The 20,394-nt window shown below is 65.7% G+C and carries 14 protein-coding genes and 3 rRNA genes; all 17 read left to right on the forward strand.

Annotation, left to right across the window (positions count from 1 at the left end; all coding sequences use genetic code 11):
• Positions 1-279 precede the first annotated feature (279 nt).
• The 17 genes from argC to AC4FS2_RS03955 all read left to right on the forward strand — a co-directional run bounded on the left by argC (position 280) and on the right by AC4FS2_RS03955 (position 20,386).
• Positions 280-1,329, forward strand: coding sequence for an N-acetyl-gamma-glutamyl-phosphate reductase (gene argC, locus AC4FS2_RS03875; protein WP_491153355.1), 1,050 nt, complete (start codon positions 280-282; stop codon positions 1,327-1,329).
• The gene (gene argJ, locus AC4FS2_RS03880) at positions 1,326-2,483 is read left to right on the forward strand and encodes a bifunctional glutamate N-acetyltransferase/amino-acid acetyltransferase ArgJ (RefSeq protein WP_491153354.1); all 1,158 of its coding nucleotides are present in this window, start codon (positions 1,326-1,328) and stop codon (positions 2,481-2,483) included. Before argC ends, argJ begins: the two co-directional genes overlap by 4 nt.
• A complete protein-coding gene (gene argB, locus AC4FS2_RS03885; RefSeq protein WP_491153353.1) occupies positions 2,480-3,382 on the forward strand; it encodes an acetylglutamate kinase in 903 nt (300 codons plus the stop codon). Before argJ ends, argB begins: the two co-directional genes overlap by 4 nt.
• Positions 3,379-4,620, forward strand: coding sequence for an acetylornithine transaminase (locus AC4FS2_RS03890; protein WP_491153352.1), 1,242 nt, complete (start codon positions 3,379-3,381; stop codon positions 4,618-4,620). The genes argB and AC4FS2_RS03890 overlap by 4 nt, the downstream gene beginning before the upstream one ends.
• Positions 4,617-5,540 carry an ornithine carbamoyltransferase gene (argF, locus tag AC4FS2_RS03895; protein ID WP_491153351.1) on the forward strand — a complete coding sequence of 308 codons (924 nt, stop codon included), beginning with the start codon at positions 4,617-4,619 and terminating at the stop codon, positions 5,538-5,540. Before AC4FS2_RS03890 ends, argF begins: the two co-directional genes overlap by 4 nt.
• Positions 5,519-6,658 (forward strand): heparan-alpha-glucosaminide N-acetyltransferase domain-containing protein, encoded by a 1,140-nt coding sequence (locus AC4FS2_RS03900; protein ID WP_491153350.1) that lies wholly within the window; start codon positions 5,519-5,521, stop codon positions 6,656-6,658. Before argF ends, AC4FS2_RS03900 begins: the two co-directional genes overlap by 22 nt.
• The gene (argH, locus tag AC4FS2_RS03905) at positions 6,655-8,085 is read left to right on the forward strand and encodes an argininosuccinate lyase (protein WP_491153349.1); all 1,431 of its coding nucleotides are present in this window, start codon (positions 6,655-6,657) and stop codon (positions 8,083-8,085) included. The genes AC4FS2_RS03900 and argH overlap by 4 nt, the downstream gene beginning before the upstream one ends.
• A gap of 49 nt (positions 8,086-8,134) precedes the next feature.
• Positions 8,135-8,773 carry a SatD family protein gene (locus AC4FS2_RS03910; protein ID WP_491153348.1) on the forward strand — a complete coding sequence of 213 codons (639 nt, stop codon included), beginning with the start codon at positions 8,135-8,137 and terminating at the stop codon, positions 8,771-8,773.
• Between the two features lie 158 nt (positions 8,774-8,931).
• Positions 8,932-9,630, forward strand: coding sequence for a hypothetical protein (locus AC4FS2_RS03915; RefSeq protein ID WP_491153347.1), 699 nt, complete (start codon positions 8,932-8,934; stop codon positions 9,628-9,630).
• A gap of 39 nt (positions 9,631-9,669) precedes the next feature.
• Complete coding sequence (locus AC4FS2_RS03920) at positions 9,670-10,020, forward strand: VOC family protein (RefSeq protein ID WP_491153346.1); 351 nt, start codon at positions 9,670-9,672, stop codon at positions 10,018-10,020.
• A 31-nt stretch (positions 10,021-10,051) separates the two neighbouring features.
• Positions 10,052-11,365, forward strand: coding sequence for a tyrosine--tRNA ligase (tyrS, locus tag AC4FS2_RS03925; RefSeq protein ID WP_491153345.1), 1,314 nt, complete (start codon positions 10,052-10,054; stop codon positions 11,363-11,365).
• Between the two features lie 8 nt (positions 11,366-11,373).
• Positions 11,374-12,171, forward strand: coding sequence for a DUF4184 family protein (locus AC4FS2_RS03930; protein WP_491153344.1), 798 nt, complete (start codon positions 11,374-11,376; stop codon positions 12,169-12,171).
• 511 nt (positions 12,172-12,682) lie between these two features.
• A 16S ribosomal RNA gene (locus AC4FS2_RS03935) occupies positions 12,683-14,202 on the forward strand.
• Between the two features lie 407 nt (positions 14,203-14,609).
• Positions 14,610-17,715 (forward strand): 23S ribosomal RNA (locus AC4FS2_RS03940).
• Positions 17,716-17,821: 106 nt separating this feature from the next.
• A 5S ribosomal RNA gene (gene rrf / locus AC4FS2_RS03945) occupies positions 17,822-17,938 on the forward strand.
• The 16S, 23S and 5S rRNA genes sit together here, the layout of an rRNA operon.
• A gap of 673 nt (positions 17,939-18,611) precedes the next feature.
• Positions 18,612-19,349 carry a hypothetical protein gene (locus AC4FS2_RS03950; protein WP_491153343.1) on the forward strand — a complete coding sequence of 246 codons (738 nt, stop codon included), beginning with the start codon at positions 18,612-18,614 and terminating at the stop codon, positions 19,347-19,349.
• Positions 19,346-20,386 carry an HAD-IIA family hydrolase gene (locus AC4FS2_RS03955; protein ID WP_491153342.1) on the forward strand — a complete coding sequence of 347 codons (1,041 nt, stop codon included), beginning with the start codon at positions 19,346-19,348 and terminating at the stop codon, positions 20,384-20,386. Before AC4FS2_RS03950 ends, AC4FS2_RS03955 begins: the two co-directional genes overlap by 4 nt.
• Positions 20,387-20,394 lie beyond the last annotated feature (8 nt).

Here is a 20,394-nt window from a genome sequence, read left to right on the forward strand (position 1 = left end):
GTTCTGGAGGGTGGTTTCCTGCAGAAGTCGGACATGACGTGACGGGATGCACGGCCCGGACGCGGCCGAGGCGGCCCGAGTGGTGAAGGATTTGCGCGGCGGTCCGGCGCGGGACTAGGGTCGCCCCATGCTTCCGGCCGGTTCCTCCTCGCTCGCGTTCTGCGGCACCGGTCTGCGTTCGCGCCGCGGCGCCCGCCGACTCTAGGCGACCCCGAACGCGTCTGCGGCTCGGGTGTCGCCGTCTCCGGCCCCGTCGTCCCAGAACATAAGGTGGAAGTCATGCCCTATTCGGTCGCCGTCTCCGGCGCATCCGGCTACGCCGGTGGCGAGATCCTGCGCCTCCTCGCCGGGCACCCCGACGTGGAGATCCGCACGGTCACCGCGCACTCCAACGCCGGGCAGCCGCTGGTCGAGCATCAGCCGCACCTGCGATCGCTCGCGCACCTGACGCTGCAGGAGACCACCCCCGAGGTGCTCGCCGGCCATGACATCGTCGTGCTGGCCCTCCCGCACGGCCAGTCGGGTCAGTACACCGACGCGCTGACCGATACCCCGCTCGTCATCGACGCGGGCGCGGACCACCGCCTGACATCGTCGGCGGACTGGGGTCGCTTCTACGGTGGAGCCTTCACCGAGGCGTGGACGTACGGAGTGCCCGAACTGCCCGTCGGCTCTTCGAAGCAGCGCGACCTTCTCGTGGGCGCGACACGGATCGCCGCGCCGGGCTGCAACGCGTCGACCGTGTCGCTGAGCATCGCCCCGGGCGTGGCTGCCGGTGTCATCGACGCCGGCGACATCGTCAGCGTCCTGGCCGTGGGGCCGAGCGGTGCCGGCAAGAGCCTGAAGACGAACCTCCTGGCGAGCGAAATCCTGGGGTCGGCGAACCCCTATGCCGTCGGCGGGACGCACCGCCACATCCCCGAGATCCGGCAGGCGCTCGCCGCAGCAGGGGCGGATGCGGCGTCGGTGCGGATCTCGTTCACCCCCGTGATCGTGCCGATGGCCCGGGGCATCCTGGCCACCACCTCCGCACCGATCGCCGCCGGCGCCACCGACACCCAGATCCGCGACGCGTGGGAGGCGGCCTACGGCGGGGAGCCGTTCGTGCAACTCCTTCCCGCGGGGAGCTTCCCGCGAACCGCCGACGTCGTGGGCGCCAACACCGCGCTGCTGGGGCTCGCGATCGACCGCGACGCGAACCGTGTCGTGGTCGTCGCGGCCGTGGACAATCTCGTCAAAGGCACTGCCGGCGCCGCCGTGCAGTCGATGAACATCGCACTGGGGCTCCCGGAGACCCGCGCGCTGAGCATGAACGGAGTGGCACCGTGAGCGTCACCGCCCCCGCAGGCTTCGAGGCGGCCGGTGTGGCGGTGGGCCTCAAGTCCACCGGCAAACCCGACGTCGCCGTCGTCGTGAACCGCGGCCCGCTCAAAGTCGGTGCGGCGGTCTTCACCTCCAACCGTGCGAAGGCCAACCCGATCCTGTGGTCGGAGCAGGCGATCCAGGACGGGGTGGTCGAAGCGATCGTGCTCAACTCGGGCGGCGCCAACTGCTTCACCGGGTCGTTCGGATTCCAGACGACGCACCAGACCGCCGAGAAGGCCGCGGCCCTCCTGGGGGTGGGCGCCGGTGATGTGCTCGTGTGCTCCACGGGTCTCATCGGCACCGGCGACGAGATCTTCCGCGGGAAGGTCCTCCAGGGCGTCGAAGAGGGCGTCGCCGCGCTGTCGGACGACGGCGGAGAGGCCGCGTCGCTCGCGATCATGACAACGGACTCCCGGCCCAAACGCGTCGTGCACCGTTCCGGTGGCTGGACGATCGGCGGGATGGCGAAAGGCGCGGGGATGCTGGCGCCGGGCCTGGCGACGATGCTCGTCGTGCTCACCACCGATGCGGTGCTCGACTCCGCCGAGGCGGATGCGGCCCTCCGTTCCGCGACCCGCGTCAGCTTCGATCGGCTGGACTCGGACGGCTGCATGTCGACCAACGACCAGGTCAGCCTGCTGGCCAGCGGGGCCAGCGGCATCCGTCCCGACCCCGCGGAGTTCCGCGACGCTCTTGCCGCCGTGTGCGTCGACCTCGCCGAGCAGCTGCAGTCGGATGCCGAGGGTGCGAGCCACGACATCCGCATCGAGGTGTCCTCCGCCGCGACGGAGGAGGAGGCGGTCGAGGTGGGACGCTCGGTCGCTCGCAACAACCTCTTCAAGGCGGCGATCTTCGGCAACGATCCCAACTGGGGTCGGGTGCTCGCCGCGATCGGGACGACGACGGCGCAGTTCGACCCCTACGACGTCGATGTCTGGATGAACGGCGTGCGGGTGTGTACGGCGGGGGGACCCGACCGCCCCCGGGAAGACGTGGATCTGACGCCACGGGCGACGCGCGTGGAAATCGACCTCAAGGCCGGGGACGCGGCCGCCGTCATCCTGACCAACGACCTCACCCACGAGTACGTCCACGAGAACAGCGCGTATTCGTCATGACCGGAATCGATCTTCAAGACACCGACCCCGCCGCTGCGAGCGAGTGGGCCGCGAGCCTCGTGGAGTCCCTCCCGTGGCTGCAGCGCTACCGCGACTCGATCATCGTGATCAAGTACGGCGGCAACGCCATGGTCAGCGACGAACTGCAGGATGCCTTCGCCGCCGACATCGCCTACCTCCGCTACGTGGGCGTGCTCCCGGTGGTGGTGCACGGCGGCGGACCGCAGATCTCCTCCATGCTCGACCGTCTCGCCATCCCCAGCGAGTTCAAGGGCGGCTACCGGGTCACCTCGACCGAGGCCATCAGCGTCGTGCGCATGGTGCTCACCGGTCAGATCAACCCGCAGCTGGTCGCCAAAGTCAACGCCCACGGCCCCCTCGCCACCGGGCTGAGCGGCGAGGACGCCGGACTGTTCGGTGGCCGCCGCCGCGGCGTCGTCGTCGACGGGGTCGAGCACGACCTCGGTCGGGTGGGCAACGTCGAGTCGGTCGATCCACGACCCGTGCTCGATCACCTCGCGGCGGGCCGCATCCCGATCGTCTCCAGCATCGCGCCCGACCTGGATCACCCCGGGCACTCCCTCAACGTCAACGCGGATGCCGCGGCGGCCGCCCTCGCGGTGGCCCTGAAAGCCGAGAAGCTCGTGATCCTCACGGATGTGGCGGGGCTCTACGCCGACTGGCCGAACCGGGAATCGCTCGTGTCCCACCTCACCTCGCCGGAGCTGCGCGCGATGATGCCGCGGCTGGAGTCGGGGATGATCCCGAAGATGCAGGCGTGCCTGGAAGCCGTCGAAGGCGGAGTCCCCACCGCGGCCATCATCGACGGGCGGGTGCCGCACTCGGTGCTCGTGGAACTGTTCACCAGCAAAGGGATCGGAACGGAGGTCGTCGCATGAGCGAGGCAATGTCGTGGCAAGAGGACGCCGGGCGTGACCTCGTCCGCAGCTTCGGTGAGCGGATGGCCCTGTTCGTCCGCGGCGAGGGCGCCTACCTCTGGGACGGCGACGGCCGACGGTATCTCGACTTCCTCGCCGGCATCGCCGTGGACGCCCTCGGTCACGCGCATCCGGTCTTCGTGGAGGCGGTGTCCCGCCAGGCCGCCACGCTCGCCCACGTCTCGAACTACTTCGCCACCCCGCCGCAGCTCGAACTCGCCGCCCGCCTCAAACGGCTCGCCGGTACCGGCCCGGCCGGCCGCGTGTACTTCGGCAACTCCGGTGCGGAGGCGAACGAGGCCGCGTTCAAGCTCGCGCGGCTGCACGGCCGGAACTCCGGCCGCACCCGCATCCTCACTCTCAACGGGGGCTTCCATGGACGCACCATGGGCACCCTGGCCATGACGGCGAAGCCCGCCCTCCAGGCGGACTTCCTCCCCATGGTCCCGGGCGTGGAACACATCGATGCGACCGTCGACGCGCTCGAGGCGGCGATGGATGACCGCGTCGCCGCGCTCGTCGTGGAACCGATCCAAGGCGAGGCCGGCGTCGTCGAACTTCCGGAGGGGTACCTCCAGGCGGCTCGCGCGCTGACGCACGACCACGGTGCGCTGCTCATCGTGGACGAGATCCAGACCGGCGCCGGACGCACGGGGGAGTGGTTCGCCTTCCAGCACGAAGGGATCACGCCCGACGCGATCACGGTCGCCAAGGGCTTGGGCGGCGGGTTCCCGATCGGCGCTCTGATCACGTATGCGGCGGCAAGCGAGCTCTTCTACCCCGGAACCCACGGATCGACGTTCGGTGGCAACGCGCTCGGGACAGCGGTCGCCGACGCCGTCCTGGCCGAGATCGAGGATGCCGGGCTGGTGGAAAACGCGACGCGGCGTGGCGAGCAGGTGCGCGCGGCGATCCGTGGCATCGAATCGCCTCTGGTGGTGGGCGTCCGCGGACGTGGGCTCCTCCTCGGAGTCGCGCTCGCCTCCCCGGTGGCCAAAGCCGTCGTCGCGGCAGCCCAGCAGCATGGGCTGATCATCAACGCCCCGAACGACGACACCATCCGTCTCGTTCCCCCGCTGACAATCGGCGACGCCGAGATCGACGAGTTCTCGAGACTCTTCGCGGCGTCGTTGGCGACGGTGGCGGACTCGCTGCTGCTGAAGGACGCCGCGCCCGCGGCGAAAGGAGAGTCCGCGTGACCCGACATCTGCTGCGCGACGACGACCTGAGCCCTGCCGAGCAATCCGAGATCCTCGATCTCGCGATCGAGCTGAAAAAGGACCGGTGGGCGCAAAAGCCCCTGGCGGGCCCGCAGACCGTGGCCGTCATCTTCGACAAGTCATCCACGCGCACGCGCGTGTCGTTCGCAGTCGGCATCGCGGACCTGGGCGGATCTCCGCTGATCATCTCGACGGCCAACAGCCAGCTCGGCGGCAAGGAGACCCCTGCCGACACCGCGCGCGTGCTGGAGCGGCAGGTGGCGGCCATCGTCTGGCGCACCTACGCCCAGGCGGGGCTCGAGGAGATGGCGCGGAACACCCGGGTGCCGGTGGTCAACGCCCTCAGCGACGACTTCCACCCCTGCCAGCTGCTGGCCGACCTGCTGACCATCCGCGAGCACAAGGGCGCGCTGACCGGTCTGACGCTGTCGTTCTTCGGTGACGGCCGGAGCAACATGGCCCACTCCTACGTCCTCGCCTGTGTGACAGCGGGGATGCATGTGCGGGTCGCTTCGCCCGAGGACTACGCCCCGCGCGAAGACGTGGTGGCGGACGCCGACGCGATCGCCGCTCGCACCGGGGGATCAGTGACCCTCTACACCGACGCGAACGAGGCTGCCGCAGGAGCGGATGTCATCGTCACCGATACGTGGGTGTCGATGGGCAAGGAGGAGGAGAAACTCGCACGCCTGCGAGATCTCGGTGCGTACAAGGTGACGCAAGATCTCATGGCGCTCGCCCGCCCGGATGCCGTCTTCATCCATTGTCTGCCGGCCGACCGCGGTTACGAGGTCGACGCTGAGATCATCGACGGCCCGCAGAGCGTCGTCTGGGATGAAGCGGAGAACAGGCTCCACGCCCAGAAGGCGCTGCTGGTGTGGCTGCTGCGTCAGGACTGACCGCCTGGCTCCGCTCGCGGTGGCGTCGGTTCGACGCCCCGCCGCGCCTGGCCGGCGTCGACCTCGCCCGCGGGCTGGCTGTGGTGGGCATGCTCGCGGCGCACCTGCTGGTCATTGACGACTTCGTCCTGGACGATCCGGCGACCTGGGTCGACATCGTCAACGGGCGGTCCTCGATCCTGTTCGCCACCCTGGCCGGGGTGTCGATCGCGATCGTGACGGGCGGCCGGCGGCCGTTCCACGGTTCGCGCCGCGCGCGCGCGTCCGCCCGCATCGCCCTGCGTGGAGCACTGCTGTGGGTTCTCGGGGTGCTGCTGGTGAGCACGGGGGTGCCGGTCTACGTCATCCTGCCCGCGTACGCGATCCTCTTCGTGCTGTCTCTGCCGTTTCTCGGCCTCGGCGCCCGTGCGCTCTTCCTCCTCGCAGCGGTGCTGGGACTCACGATGCCGTTCCTCCAGGCGCTGTGGGACGCATCGCCGTTCTGGTTCACGCCCGAGGGGGCGACGATCTCCGCCCTCATGGGATGGCACTACCCCTTCCCCGTGTGGATCGTGTTCCTGCTCGCGGGCATGGCGATCGGGCGTTGCGATCTGCGCTCGGCGCGTACCGCCGCCCTTCTCCTGGGCTCGGGTGCCGTGCTCGCGGCCCTCGGGTATTTCCTGGACGCGACGACGGGTACGAGTGTCGAGGCCGAGCCGTTCTCGCCGTTGGCGGCCGTGTGGACGGCGCGCCCGCACTCCAGCGGCGTGCTGGAGGTGATCGGGTCCGGCGGCTTTGCGATCGCGGTGATCGGACTGTGCCTGCTGATCAGCCGCACCTTCGTGCGCTGGGTCGTCGTGCCCCTGCGCGCGGTGGGGTCGATGCCACTCACCGCGTACACCGCGCAACTTCTCGTGTGGGCGTGGATCGCCGCATCCGTTCTCGGCCGCACGGACGACCTTCAAGGATTCCGCGAGCTGGATCCCTTCTGGCCGCTGACCATCGGCCTCCTCGTGGCGTGCACGCTGTGGGCGCTGCTCGTCGGCCGCGGGCCGCTGGAGGCGGCGATCGCGCGGCTCAGCACCTGGCTCGTGCGCGAGCCGGACGTCGGCGAGGGCGTGGATAGGCTGGAGCGATGAGCGGTCACACAGGACACGGCACGAACGAAGGCGCGCTGTGGGGAGCGCGGTTCTCCGGAGGACCGTCGCCGGAGCTGGCCGCGCTCAGCCGGTCGACGCACTTCGACTGGGACCTCGCGCTCTATGACATCGCGGGATCGCACGCCCACGCGAAAGCGCTGGAAGCCGCGGGGTATCTCACGGCTGACGAGGCGGCGACCATGCACGCCGCCCTGGACGCGCTGGCCGTGCGCGTCACCGAAGGCACCCTCGTCGCGGGCCCCGACGACGAAGACGTCCACGGCGCCCTGGAGAGCGCGCTCATCGCGCAGATCGGGTCGGCGCTGGGCGGGAAGCTGCGGGCCGGGCGTAGCCGGAACGATCAGATCGCGACCCTCGTGCGCCTCTACCTGCTCGACCACGGCCGCACGATCGGGCGGGAGGTGCTGCGCCTCATCGACGCGATCGTCGCGCAGGCCGACGCTCACGCCGATGCGATCATGCCCGGCCGCACCCACCTGCAGCACGCGCAGCCGGTGCTGCTCGCGCATCATCTCCAGGCGTACGGCTGGGCGCTCGTGCGCGGGCTCGAGCGCCTCCGGGACTGGTCAGCGCGCGCGGCGGTCTCGCCCTATGGCGGGGGAGCGCTCGCCGGCTCGAGCCTCGGCCTCGACCCGGAACTGGTCGCGCGGGAACTGGGCCTTGCCCGTCCCGCGGAGAATTCGCTGGACGGTACGGCCTCGCGCGATGTCGTGGCCGAGTTCGCCTTCGTCACGGCCATGATCGCGGTGGACGTCTCCCGGTTCGCCGAGGACGTCATCCTGTGGAACACGCGCGAGTTCGGTTTCGTGACGCTGGATGATGCGTACTCGACGGGGTCGAGCATCATGCCGCAGAAGAAGAACCCGGACATCGCAGAACTCGCGCGCGGCAAGGCGGGACGCCTGATCGGAAACCTCGCGGGTCTGATGGCAACCCTGAAGGGCCTTCCGCTGGCGTACAACCGCGACCTGCAGGAGGACAAGGAGCCCGTCTTCGACAGCGTGCGCACGCTCGAGCTCGTCCTTCCTGCCTTCGCGGGGATGATCGCGACGCTCCGGTTCGACACTGCCCGCATGGCCGCCCTCTCACCGGAGGGTTTCTCGCTGGCCACGGACGTCGCAGACTGGCTCGTGCGTCAGGGAGTGCCTTTCCGGGATGCGCATGAGATGTCCGGCGCGCTGGTGCGGGCCTGCGAAGCGCGGGGGATCGGTCTCGAGGACGCTTCCGACGAGCTTCTCGCCGAGATTTCGCCGTCGCTCACCCCTGCGGTGCGGGGAGTGCTCACCGTGGAGGGTTCGGTGGCGAGCCGCTCGGGGATGGGCGGAACCGCACCGGACCGCGTGAGCGAGCAGCGGCGCGAGCTGGTCACGCGTGCCCAGGCGGTAGCTCGGGCGTTTATCGGCTGATTCGCGCAATATCGCTTATATCTCCGCTGAATAAGCAATACTGTGGCCTATGGCTTACCGCGTAGGCGTCATCACCGACATCGTACGGTCACGAGAGCTGTCCGACCGCGCGGGAGCGCAGGCCGCCATTCGCGCGTGCTTCGACCGCGCGCATACCGTCGCGCCGGCGGTCGAGCCGCTGTGGGCCACCGCCGGCGATGAGTTCCAGTCGGTCTACGCACGGGTCGAAGACGCGCTTGTGACAACCCTGCTCGTCCGCACTCTGCTTCCGGAGGGTTTGGATTGCCGCTTCGGGATCGGCGAGGGGGACATCCGCCGAGTGGAAAGCGGCGCGAACGGTCACGACATCCAGGACGGGCCGGCCTGGTGGAACGCACGTGAGGCCATCACGGCGGTCCACGCGATGCAGGACCGCGGGCAGGCGGGGCTGCGCACCTGGTTCGTCGGAAACGACCCCGCCCAGCAGGGCTTGGTGAACGCGTTGCTCCTTGGCCGCGACCACGTCGTGTCGAGGATGAAATCTCGCGAGAGACGCCTGGCGGCGGAGTACTTCGCCGGCCGGACGCAACAGGCCATCGCCCAGTCCGAGAAGATCTCGCAGGCGGCGGTTTCCCAGAACCTCCGGCGATCCGGTGCCACGGCACTCGCCCTCGGCATGGACGTTCTGAAGGCGGGGCCTCGCTCGTAACGGCAGCAACGCGGCGCGCCGCGCGGCCGGCCCCTCCCCGTCGGTGGCCGCGGGGAGAATGCAGACATGGTTCTCACCGCGGGCTCAGCCGACGCAGACCGGCGCACGGCGCATCAGCCTTCTGGGGATGTGCGTGCGCCCGCGCGAGGAGGGCGGTCGTGATCCTCGCGGGCCTGCTTCTGCTCACCATCGGGGCTGCGGATCTGCTGCGGCAATTCATCCCGGCGCCTCGCCGGTGGCTCGCCTACCTCGTTGCCGTGGTCCTGCTGATCTGTCTCAGCGCCGCCGTGGATGCCGTGCCTGCCGCGATCGCCGCATCCCTTCTCGCCGCGGCATGGCTGGCGGTGGTCTCCCCGGATGGAGCGCGTCGCGCCGGCATCTGGGCGGCCGCCGTCGCGGCCCTCGTCTGTGCCGCCGCTGTCCTCGCCATGCCGCCCCGCGTGCAGGCGGGTCCGCTCGGCGACATATGGCATCCGGTCGCCCCGTTCGGACCCGTCGCGATCGACACCGTCGTGGCCGCGGTGGGCGCGGCGGTGTTCATGCTGGAGTCGGGCAACGTGATCGTCCGCGCCGCCCTCCGCCACGAGATGGCGGAAGTGCCCGCGGCCGGCTCCGGGCTGAAAGGCGGGCGTCTCATCGGGCCTCTGGAGCGGCTCCTCGTCTTCGCGCTGACCCTCGCCGGCGCGTACACGCTCCTGGCCGCGGTGCTCGCCGCGAAAGGCATCGTGCGCTTCCCCGAAATCTCACGCGATGACGAATCCGGCAACCGCGCGGAGTACTTCCTCGTGGGGAGCCTCGTCAGCTGGGTGTCCGCACTCGGTGCCGCGGCGCTCGTGTGGTGGGGTTCAGGAATCTGACCCTGGTGTGCCCGTAGTTCCGGCGGAAGGATGGCAGCCATGGCGAAGATGGAGCATTTCGAGATTCCGGTCGACGACATCGAGCGCGCGCAGAATTTTTACCGCGCCGTTCTCGGATACCGGTACGAGCCGTGGGACGACGACATGGGGATGCTGCTTCAGCCCGATGGGGAAGGAATCAGCGGCGACCTGCACCTGCGCGGGGCGACGCCCCATCCGACGGTCGTTTTCACCGTCGACCGCATCGAGGACGTGGTGGATGCGGCGATCGCGCACGGCGGCGAGCAGCTCGGACAGATCCAGCCGCTGAGCGAGACGTCGCGGTGGGTCTACATCCGCGACTCCGAGGGCAACATCATCGGCCTGTTCGACGAGGCTGCATCGTCCTGAGTCTCCGACCCCCGCTGGTAGCGTTGACGGTGTGTCCGCACCTTCGACAGAGAGTGCCGTGAACGCCCTCGCGCCGGCCAACGACCCCACGTTCGACGACGTCTGGGACGAACTGGTCTGGCGGGGTTTGGTGCAGGTTTCAACGGACGCCCAGGCGCTGCGAGAGCTCCTCGCCGGACCGCCGATCGTCTTCTACTGCGGTTTCGACCCGACGGCCCCGAGCCTGCACCTCGGTAACCTCGTGCAGCTGCTCACGATGCGCAGGCTCCAGTTGTCCGGTCACCGCCCGCTGGGTCTCGTGGGCGGCTCCACAGGGCTCATCGGTGATCCCCGACCCACGGCCGAGCGCACGCTGAACACCCCCGACACGGTTCGGGAGTGGGTCGGCTACCTCCGCGCGCAGGTCGAGCGTTTTCTGAGTTTCGACGGTGACAGTGCGGCGCGGATCGTGAACAACCTCGACTGGACGGAACCGCTGAGCGCCATCGACTTCCTGCGCGAGATCGGCAAGCACTACCGCGTGGGCACGATGTTGAAGAAGGACGCGGTCGCTGCCCGCCTGAATTCCGAGGCCGGCATCAGCTACACCGAATTCAGCTACCAGATCCTCCAGGGGCTCGACTACCTCGAACTCTTCCGCTCCTACGACTGCGTTCTGCAGACCGGCGGGAGCGACCAGTGGGGAAATCTCACCAGTGGCGTCGACCTCATCCACCGGGTCGAGGGCCGGTCCGTGCACGCGCTCGGCACCCCGCTGATGACGAACGCCGACGGGACGAAGTTCGGCAAGAGCGAGGGCAACGCGATCTGGCTCGACCCGCAGATGTGCAGCCCCTACGCGTTCTACCAGTTCTGGCTCAACACGCTCGATGACGATGTGATCGCGCGGATGAAGGTCTTCACCTTCCTCTCGCGGGCGGAGATCGCCGAATACGAGAGGCTCGTGGCGGAGGAGCCGTTCCGGCGCGCCGCGCAACGGCGCCTCGCGCTCGAGGTCACCACGTTCGTCCACGGCCAAGAGGCCACCGCCGCCGTCGCCGCGGCATCGGAAGCCTTGTTCGGGCGGGGAGACCTGGCAGCCCTGGACGCCGCAACTTTGCGCAGCGCACTGGAGGAGCTACCCCATGCGCGGGTCGCGCCGCGCACCACGGTCGTCGATGCGCTCGTGGCGACGGGTCTCGTGACGAGTTCGAGTGAGGCGCGGCGCGCGATCGCCCAGGGTGGGGTGTCACTGGACGGTGCGCGTGTGAGCGCGGACGATGCCGTCGTCGAAGGAACCCTGCCCGGCGGCGTATCGGTCCTGCGGCGCGGAAAGAAGACCCTCGCCGGGATCTTCCTGGACTGAGCGGCGCCGTGCCGTTCACGCCGAGCCACGCCGTGGTGGCACTGGCGTTCGCACGGACGCCCCTGGTTCCCGCCGCGGTCGCGATCGGCGCGATGACCCCGGACCTGCCGCTCTTCGTGCGCGCCGGTGTCCCGCCCTACGGGCGGACACACGATCTGGCCTGGCTGCCCCTCACCGTCCTGATGGCAGGGGCGCTGCTGCTGGTGTGGCGGATGCTGCTGCGGCCGGCCGCCCGCGAACTCGTGCCGCGCGCGATCGCGGCACGACTGCCGCAGGCGTGGGACGCCGGACCGATGGCGGGGTGGCGCGAGACGCTCGCCATCAGGCGGGGCCGCGTGTCCTGGCGCGGCATCGCGCTGCTGCTGGCTTCCCTGGCGACCGGGGTGGTCACGCACATCGTGTGGGACCTCTTCACGCACGAAGGCCGTGGGGGAGTGCAACTGATCCCCGTGCTCGACGAAAGATGGGGACCGCTCCCCGGGTACACATGGCTCCAGCACGGATCCAGCATCCTGGGCCTTGGTGTTCTCGCGGTATGGGCTGTTCTCTGGCTCGCGGGCCGCCGGCCGGTGCCGCTGCGGCGGACGCTGCCCGCGGCGGCGCGCGTCGCGTGGTGGGTATCGCTTCCCGTTGTGCTCGCCGGAGCGTGGGCGGTCGGACTGGCCGCGCTGGGCCCGCTCGACGCCGACTTCACCCCCGCACACCTGGCGTACCGAGTGCTTCCGCCGGCGTGCGCCGGGTGGGGGGCGGCGACACTCGCGCTGTGCGCCGTCCTGGTGCTGCAGCGGCGTCGCCCCTCGCGCTGACCCGCGGAAAGCCGGGCGACACGCCCGGGATGCGCCCAGATTTGCCGAGCCCGCGGATCGCACGTAACTTATTACTTGTTCGCCCCACAGGGGAGAGCGGAGAGGCCGAAAGGCCCCGCTACCTCTCAAGCGGAGAACCACCCCCAACCACACACTCGCTTGAGTGTGACGACCTCCGGGTCTAGGATGGGGTTTCCGGCCGCCCAGGCCACGTCCCCGACGCTCGGTTCCGATTTCGGAACGAACGAAACGTCGATTTGACAGCCTGAGCGAAACGGATAAGATAGAGAAGTTGCCCTGCGGGCGAGGCCGAGAGGCTGAGCAGCAGGAGCATCCGATCCTTGAGAACTCAACAGCGTGCACTTGTCAAATGCCAAAAAACCTCGCGGTCAGCTTGTCTGACCGATGAGATTCTTTTGAGATTAAACGGATAAATGTCAGTAATGACATCCGATCGTCAGATCAAACTCGCTCGGCCGAACCTATTCCGGTTCGATCGCAGCAAAATTCTTCTACGGAGAGTTTGATCCTGGCTCAGGATGAACGCTGGCGGCGTGCTTAACACATGCAAGTCGAACGGTGAAAGAGAGCTTGCTCTCTGGATCAGTGGCGAACGGGTGAGTAACACGTGAGCAACCTGCCCCGGACTCTGGGATAACAGTTGGAAACAGCTGCTAATACCGGATACGAACTGCGAAGGCATCTTCAGCAGTTGGAAAGAACTTCGGTCTGGGATGGGCTCGCGGCCTATCAGCTAGTTGGTGAGGTAATGGCTCACCAAGGCGTCGACGGGTAGCCGGCCTGAGAGGGTGACCGGCCACACTGGGACTGAGACACGGCCCAGACTCCTACGGGAGGCAGCAGTGGGGAATATTGCACAATGGGCGAAAGCCTGATGCAGCAACGCCGCGTGAGGGACGACGGCCTTCGGGTTGTAAACCTCTTTTAGCAGGGAAGAAGCGAAAGTGACGGTACCTGCAGAAAAAGCACCGGCTAACTACGTGCCAGCAGCCGCGGTAATACGTAGGGTGCAAGCGTTATCCGGAATTATTGGGCGTAAAGAGCTCGTAGGCGGTTTGTCGCGTCTGCTGTGAAAACTGGAGGCTCAACCTCCAGCCTGCAGTGGGTACGGGCAGACTAGAGTGCGGTAGGGGAGATTGGAATTCCTGGTGTAGCGGTGGAATGCGCAGATATCAGGAGGAACACCGATGGCGAAGGCAGATCTCTGGGCCGTAACTGACGCTGAGGAGCGAAAGGGTGGGGAGCAAACAGGCTTAGATACCCTGGTAGTCCACCCCGTAAACGTTGGGAACTAGTTGTGGGGACCATTCCACGGTTTCCGTGACGCAGCTAACGCATTAAGTTCCCCGCCTGGGGAGTACGGCCGCAAGGCTAAAACTCAAAGGAATTGACGGGGACCCGCACAAGCGGCGGAGCATGCGGATTAATTCGATGCAACGCGAAGAACCTTACCAAGGCTTGACATATAGAGGAAACGGCTGGAAACAGTCGCCCCGCAAGGTCTCTATACAGGTGGTGCATGGTTGTCGTCAGCTCGTGTCGTGAGATGTTGGGTTAAGTCCCGCAACGAGCGCAACCCTCGTTCTATGTTGCCAGCACGTAATGGTGGGAACTCATGGGATACTGCCGGGGTCAACTCGGAGGAAGGTGGGGATGACGTCAAATCATCATGCCCCTTATGTCTTGGGCTTCACGCATGCTACAATGGCCGGTACAAAGGGCTGCAATACCGTAAGGTGGAGCGAATCCCAAAAAGCCGGTCCCAGTTCGGATTGAGGTCTGCAACTCGACCTCATGAAGTCGGAGTCGCTAGTAATCGCAGATCAGCAACGCTGCGGTGAATACGTTCCCGGGTCTTGTACACACCGCCCGTCAAGTCATGAAAGTCGGTAACACCTGAAGCCGGTGGCCCAACCCTTGTGGAGGGAGCTGTCGAAGGTGGGATCGGTAATTAGGACTAAGTCGTAACAAGGTAGCCGTACCGGAAGGTGCGGCTGGATCACCTCCTTTCTAAGGAGCATCTGGCACTCTTCGGAGTGTCCAGGCGCCAGATCGAGACGAATGTTCTCGCTGGTAGCTCAAGGGTGGAACATTTGACGAGGTGCCGATCGGATCTTCCGGTTCTCAGTACGCTGCTTGCAGCTGGAAACGAACCTGTTGAAATGGCCGGCACATGCACGCTGTTGGGTCCTGAGGGACCGGATGCGGTTTAGACCGCAGCTGGAACTTCTGGGCCCTTTCTTCTTGTCGCACATGCGGCAAGGGAGAAGGGCACCGCCCGTACTTTGAGAACTACACAGTGGACGCGAGCATCTTTGAGCTGATCTTTGATCAGCTCTTATGATGATCTTAAAGATCATTAATCAATTTCGAGTCGGACTTCGGTCCGAAACGATTCTTTGATAAAACTCATGTGATTTCAAGTCTTTAAGAGCAAACGGTGGATGCCTTGGCATCTGGAGCCGAAGAAGGACGTAGCAATCTGCGATAAGCCTCGGGGAGTGGATAAGCACACTTTGATCCGAGGGTGTCCGAATGGGGAAACCCCGCTGGGCGGCGTGCCGACCCAGTGACTCCCGCCTGAATATATAGGGCGGGTAGAGGGAACGTGGGGAAGTGAAACATCTCAGTACCCACAGGAAGAGAAAGCAACCGCGATTCCGTTAGTAGTGGCGAGCGAAACCGGAACAGGCTAAACCGAGTACGTGTGATATCCGGCAGGAGTTGCGTATTCGGGGTTGTGGGACTTTTCAGGCTGCTCTGCCGAGCAGCCGGCGTTACAAGAAGGTATAGACGAACGGTCTTGAAAGGCCGGTCATAGAGGGTGCCAACCCCGTAGTCGAAATGCCTCCCTTGGCGCGAGAAGTATCCCAAGTAGCACGGGGCCCGAGAAATCCCGTGTGAATCTGTCAGGACCACCTGATAAGCCTAAATACTCCCAGATGACCGATAGCGGACAAGTACCGTGAGGGAAAGGTGAAAAGTACCCCGGGAGGGGAGTGAAATAGTACCTGAAACCGTTTGCTTACAAACCGTTGGAGCAGCCATAGCAGCTGTGACAGCGTGCCTTTTGAAGAATGAGCCTGCGAGTTAGCGATACGTGGCGAGGTTAACCCGAGTGGGGTAGCCGTAGCGAAAGCGAGTCTGAATAGGGCGATTCAGTCGCGTGTCCTAGACCCGAAGCGAAGTGATCTATCCATGGCCAGGTTGAAGCGACGGTAAGACGTCGTGGAGGACCGAACCCACTTAGGTTGAAAACTGAGGGGATGAGCTGTGGATAGGGGTGAAAGGCCAATCAAACTTCGTGATAGCTGGTTCTCTCCGAAATGCATTTAGGTGCAGCGTTGCGTGTTTCTTGCCGGAGGTAGAGCTACTGGATGGCCGATGGGCCCTAAAAGGTTACTGACGTCAGCCAAACTCCGAATGCCGGTAAGTGAGAGCGCAGCAGTGAGACTGTGGGGGATAAGCTTCATAGTCGAGAGGGAAACAACCCAGACCACCAACTAAGGTCCCTAAGCGCGTGCTAAGTGGGAAAGGATGTGGAGTTGCTTTGACAACCAGGAGGTTGGCTTAGAAGCAGCCACCCTTGAAAGAGTGCGTAATAGCTCACTGGTCAAGTGATTCCGCGCCGACAATGTAACGGGGCTCAAGCACGCCACCGAAGTTGTGGCATTGACATTATTGGTAGGCCTTCGTGGTCCAGCCGTGTTGATGGGTAGGAGAGCGTCGTGTGGCCAGCGAAGCGGCGGTGTGAACCAGCCGTGGAGGCCACACGAGTGAGAATGCAGGCATGAGTAGCGAAAGACATGTGAGAAACATGTCCTCCGAAAGACCAAGGGTTCCAGGGTCAAGCTAATCTTCCCTGGGTAAGTCGGGACCTAAGGCGAGGCCGACAGGCGTAGTCGATGGACAACGGGTTGATATTCCCGTACCGGCGAAGAACCGCCCAAGCTAATCCAGTGGTGCTAAGAGTCCTAACCAGGAATGGACGGATCCCTTCGGGGTGAAGCCGTCTTGGCGAACGCTCGACCCCATGCTGGTGCGGTTAGCGTATTAACAGGTGTGACGCAGGAAGGTAGCCCAGCCAGGCGGTGGTTGTCCTGGTGCAAGTGCGTAGGCCGAGTGATAGGCAAATCCGTCACTCATACAGGCTGAGACACGATGCGAATGAAAAGTGGGTGATCCTATGCTGCCAAGAAAAGCATCGACGCGAGGTTCTAGCTGCCCGTACCCCAAACCGACTCAGGTGGTCAGGTAGAGAATACCAAGGAGATCGAGAGAATCGTGGTTAAGGAACTCGGCAAAATGCCCCCGTAACTTCGGGAGAAGGGGGGCCTTCGGCGTATTAGGACTTGCTCCGAAAGCGTTTGGAGGCCGCAGAGACTAGTGGGTAGCGACTGTTTACTAAAAACACAGGTCCGTGCCAAGTCGCAAGACGATGTATACGGACTGACGCCTGCCCGGTGCTGGAAGGTTAAGAGGACCGGTTAGCCGCAAGGCGAAGCTGAGAATTTAAGCCCCAGTAAACGGCGGTGGTAACTATAACCATCCTAAGGTAGCGAAATTCCTTGTCGGGTAAGTTCCGACCTGCACGAATGGCGTAACGACTTCCCAACTGTCTCAACCGCGAACTCGGCGAAATTGCATTACGAGTAAAGATGCTCGTTACGCGCAGCAGGACGGAAAGACCCCGTGACCTTTACTATAGTTTGGTATTGGTGTTCGGTGTGGCTTGTGTAGGATAGGTGGGAGACTTTGAAGCATGGACGCCAGTTCATGTGGAGTCATTGTTGAAATACCACTCTGGTCACTCTGGATGTCTAACTTAGAACCGTAATCCGGTTCAGGGACAGTGCCTGATGGGTAGTTTAACTGGGGCGGTTGCCTCCCAAAAAGTAACGGAGGCGCCCAAAGGTTCCCTCAACCTGGTTGGCAATCAGGTGTCGAGTGTAAGTGCACAAGGGAGCTTGACTGTGAGACTGACAGGTCGAGCAGGGACGAAAGTCGGGACTAGTGATCCGGCAGTGGCTTGTGGAAGCGCTGTCGCTCAACGGATAAAAGGTACCTCGGGGATAACAGGCTGATCTTGCCCAAGAGTCCATATCGACGGCATGGTTTGGCACCTCGATGTCGGCTCGTCGCATCCTGGGGCTGGAGTAGGTCCCAAGGGTTGGGCTGTTCGCCCATTAAAGCGGTACGCGAGCTGGGTTTAGAACGTCGTGAGACAGTTCGGTCCCTATCCGCTGCGCGCGTAGGAAGTTTGAGAGGATCTGACCCTAGTACGAGAGGACCGGGTTGGACGAACCTCTGGTGTGTCAGTTGTTCCGCCAGGAGCACCGCTGATTAGCTACGTTCGGGATGGATAACCGCTGAAAGCATCTAAGCGGGAAGCCGGCCTCAAGATGAGACTTCCATGCCTTCGGGCGAGAGGCTCCCAGCCAGACTACTGGGTTGATAGGCCGGATGTGGAAGCGCGGTAACGCGTGAAGCTGACCGGTACTAATAAGCCGATGACTTGATAACACACCGTTTTATGGTGCTTGCGTCCACTGAGTGGTTCCCGATGTACGGTCGGGAGCAACAACACAACAATGATTACGTTTGTGTACGACTGAAACATCAATAGTGTTTCGGCGGCCATAGCGTGAGGGAAACGCCCGGTTACATTCCGAACCCGGAAGCTAAGCCTCACAGCGCCGATGGTACTGCAGGGGGGACCCTGTGGGAGAGTAGGACACCGCCGGACTTCTTTCGAGAAATGGCCACCCAACGTTGGGTGGCCATTTCGCGTTTACGGGCACATTTATCCCGATAGAGGAGGCGACGCCGTGGCTACGGACGATCGCGACGACCGAGCACCACGCACCCCTCGCGGGAGCGGTGGTGACCGAAACGACCGCGGCGGATCCCGTCCGGGCAAGGACGGCGATCGGTCCTCCGACCGTGGGACGGGCGGCGCTGCGCGTCGTCCTCGTCCGGCGTCGGATGGGCCGCGACGCTCTTCCGGGGACGGGCCGCGACGGGCTTCCGCCGACAGCGACCGTCGGCCTTTCCGCGACGGGCAGAGCCGACCTGCGAGCGACGGAGCCCGTCGACCATCCGGAGACGGAGCCCGTCGGCCTTTCGGAGATGGAGCCCGCTCGTCCTCCGGCGAAGGAGCGCGTCGGCCTTTCGGAGACGGAGCCCGCTCGTCCTCCGGCGATCGGCCACGTCGTCCGGCCGATGGGGGAGGAGGGCGTCCTTCATCGGGCGACCGGCGCGGCGCCGCCGACGGTGCGCGTCGGCCATTCCGGCCCGCTTCCGATGATCGCCGGCAGGGGCGCGACTACGGCTCCGACCGCGGCGGTTCGGCCCCGCGATTCGGCGGCGAGCGTCGGCCCTCGCGTCCCATCCCGCCCAGCGAGGAGCGCCGTGCGCGCGTGGCCGAACCCGAGATCCCGGAGGATGTGACGCCGCGCGATCTCGCCTCGGCAGCGCGCAATGAGCTGAAGACCCTGAGCAAGGAGAATGCCGAGAACGTCGCCCGTCATCTTGCGATGGCGGCGCGTCTCATCGACGAAGACCCCGCCCGCGCGCACGAGCACGCACTCGCGGCCACTCGGCGCGCCGGCCGTGTTGCGGTCGTCCGAGAGACGGCGGCGATCACTGCGTACGCGGTCGGAGACTTCGCGCTCGCGCTCCGGGAACTGCGCACCTATCGGCGCATCTCCGGTCGGGATGACCAGCTGCCGCTCATCGTCGACAGCGAGCGGGGTGTCGGTCGTCCCGATCGCGCGCTCGAGGAAGGCCGCTCCGTCGACCGTGCGAGCCTGCCCGTGCCGGTGCGCGTCGAGTTGGCCATCGCGATGTCCGGCGCCCGGCTCGACCTTGGGCAGCCCGATCGCGCGCTGACAGAGCTCGATATCCCCGAGCTCGACCCCGACCGCGCCTTCGAGTGGAGCCCTGGCCTGTTCGCGGCGCGTGCGGCAGTGCTGGAGGAGCTCGGCCGCGACGACGAGTCCGCCGAATGGTACCGCCGGGCCGAGATCGCGGAGGACGCACTGGACGCCGCGACGGGTGCTGCTGATCGTGAGGTCCTCGTTGTGGAAGACGTCGACATGGACGGCGATTCCGACTCTGACGACGGGTCTCGGCACTCCCCGGAGCCCGAGGAGTGATCGGGCGTCGCCGCCCGGTTGACGGGTCGACGCCTCTCGATGGCGTCGATGTGGTGCTCGCCGACCTCGACGGCGTGGTCTATGCCGGCCCTGGTGCCATTCCCCATGCCGTCGACAGCCTGAACCGCGCAGCTCAGCAGGGGCGGCGCCTGGGTTTCATCACGAACAATGCGTCGCGCACCGATGCATCGGTGGCGAACCATCTCACCGACCTCGGGTTGACCGTTCGCGCTGAGGAGGTCGTCACCAGTCCGCAGGCGGCGATGCGCCTTCTCCGGGAGCTGGTTGCTCCGCCCGCGACCATCCTGGTCGTCGGCGGTGAGGGGCTCGTCGTCGAGGTAGAGAAGGCCGGATACGCCGTCACCCGCAGCGCGGATGACGCACCCGCCGCCGTCGTCCAGGGATTCGCACCCGAGGTCGGATGGACGCAGCTGGCCGAGGCCGCGTACGCGCTGCAGCTCCCCGAAGACGAGGGCGGGATCCCCTGGATCGCGACGAACACCGACTGGACGATCCCGCAGGCACGCGGAATCGCGCCAGGAAACGGCACGCTCGTCTCGGCCGTGCATACCGCCGTCGGGCGACTGGCCACCGTTGCCGGAAAACCCGAAACACCGATCTTCACCGAGGCGGTGGCCCGCTTCGCCGCGGCGTCGCCGTTGTTCATCGGCGACAGGCTCGACACCGATATCCAAGGCGCCTCCCGCGCCGGTATCCGGTCGGCGCTTGTGCTGACGGGCATCGACCGACCCAAGCACGTCCTCGCGGCGCCCCCGGATGCTCGTCCCGATCTGATCCTCGGCGACCTCCGCGAGCTGTTCGAGCCCTACCCGCAGACAGTGGTCCAGGGATCCCGGACCATCGTCGGCCGGTCCTGTGTGGAGATCGACGGCCCCGACCTCCGCATCGTCAAGGAGGGCGACCGCCCCATCGATCTCGTACGGGCCGCGGCGTCCGCGATCTGGTCGTCGGGCCGCGCCATCTTCGGGTTCCGTGTTCCGGAGCGCCTGTATGCCGACCCGTTCTGGCGCGTATAGGTCGTTAC

The sequence above is a fragment of the Microbacterium sp. Z10_103 genome (genome assembly GCF_058310455.1).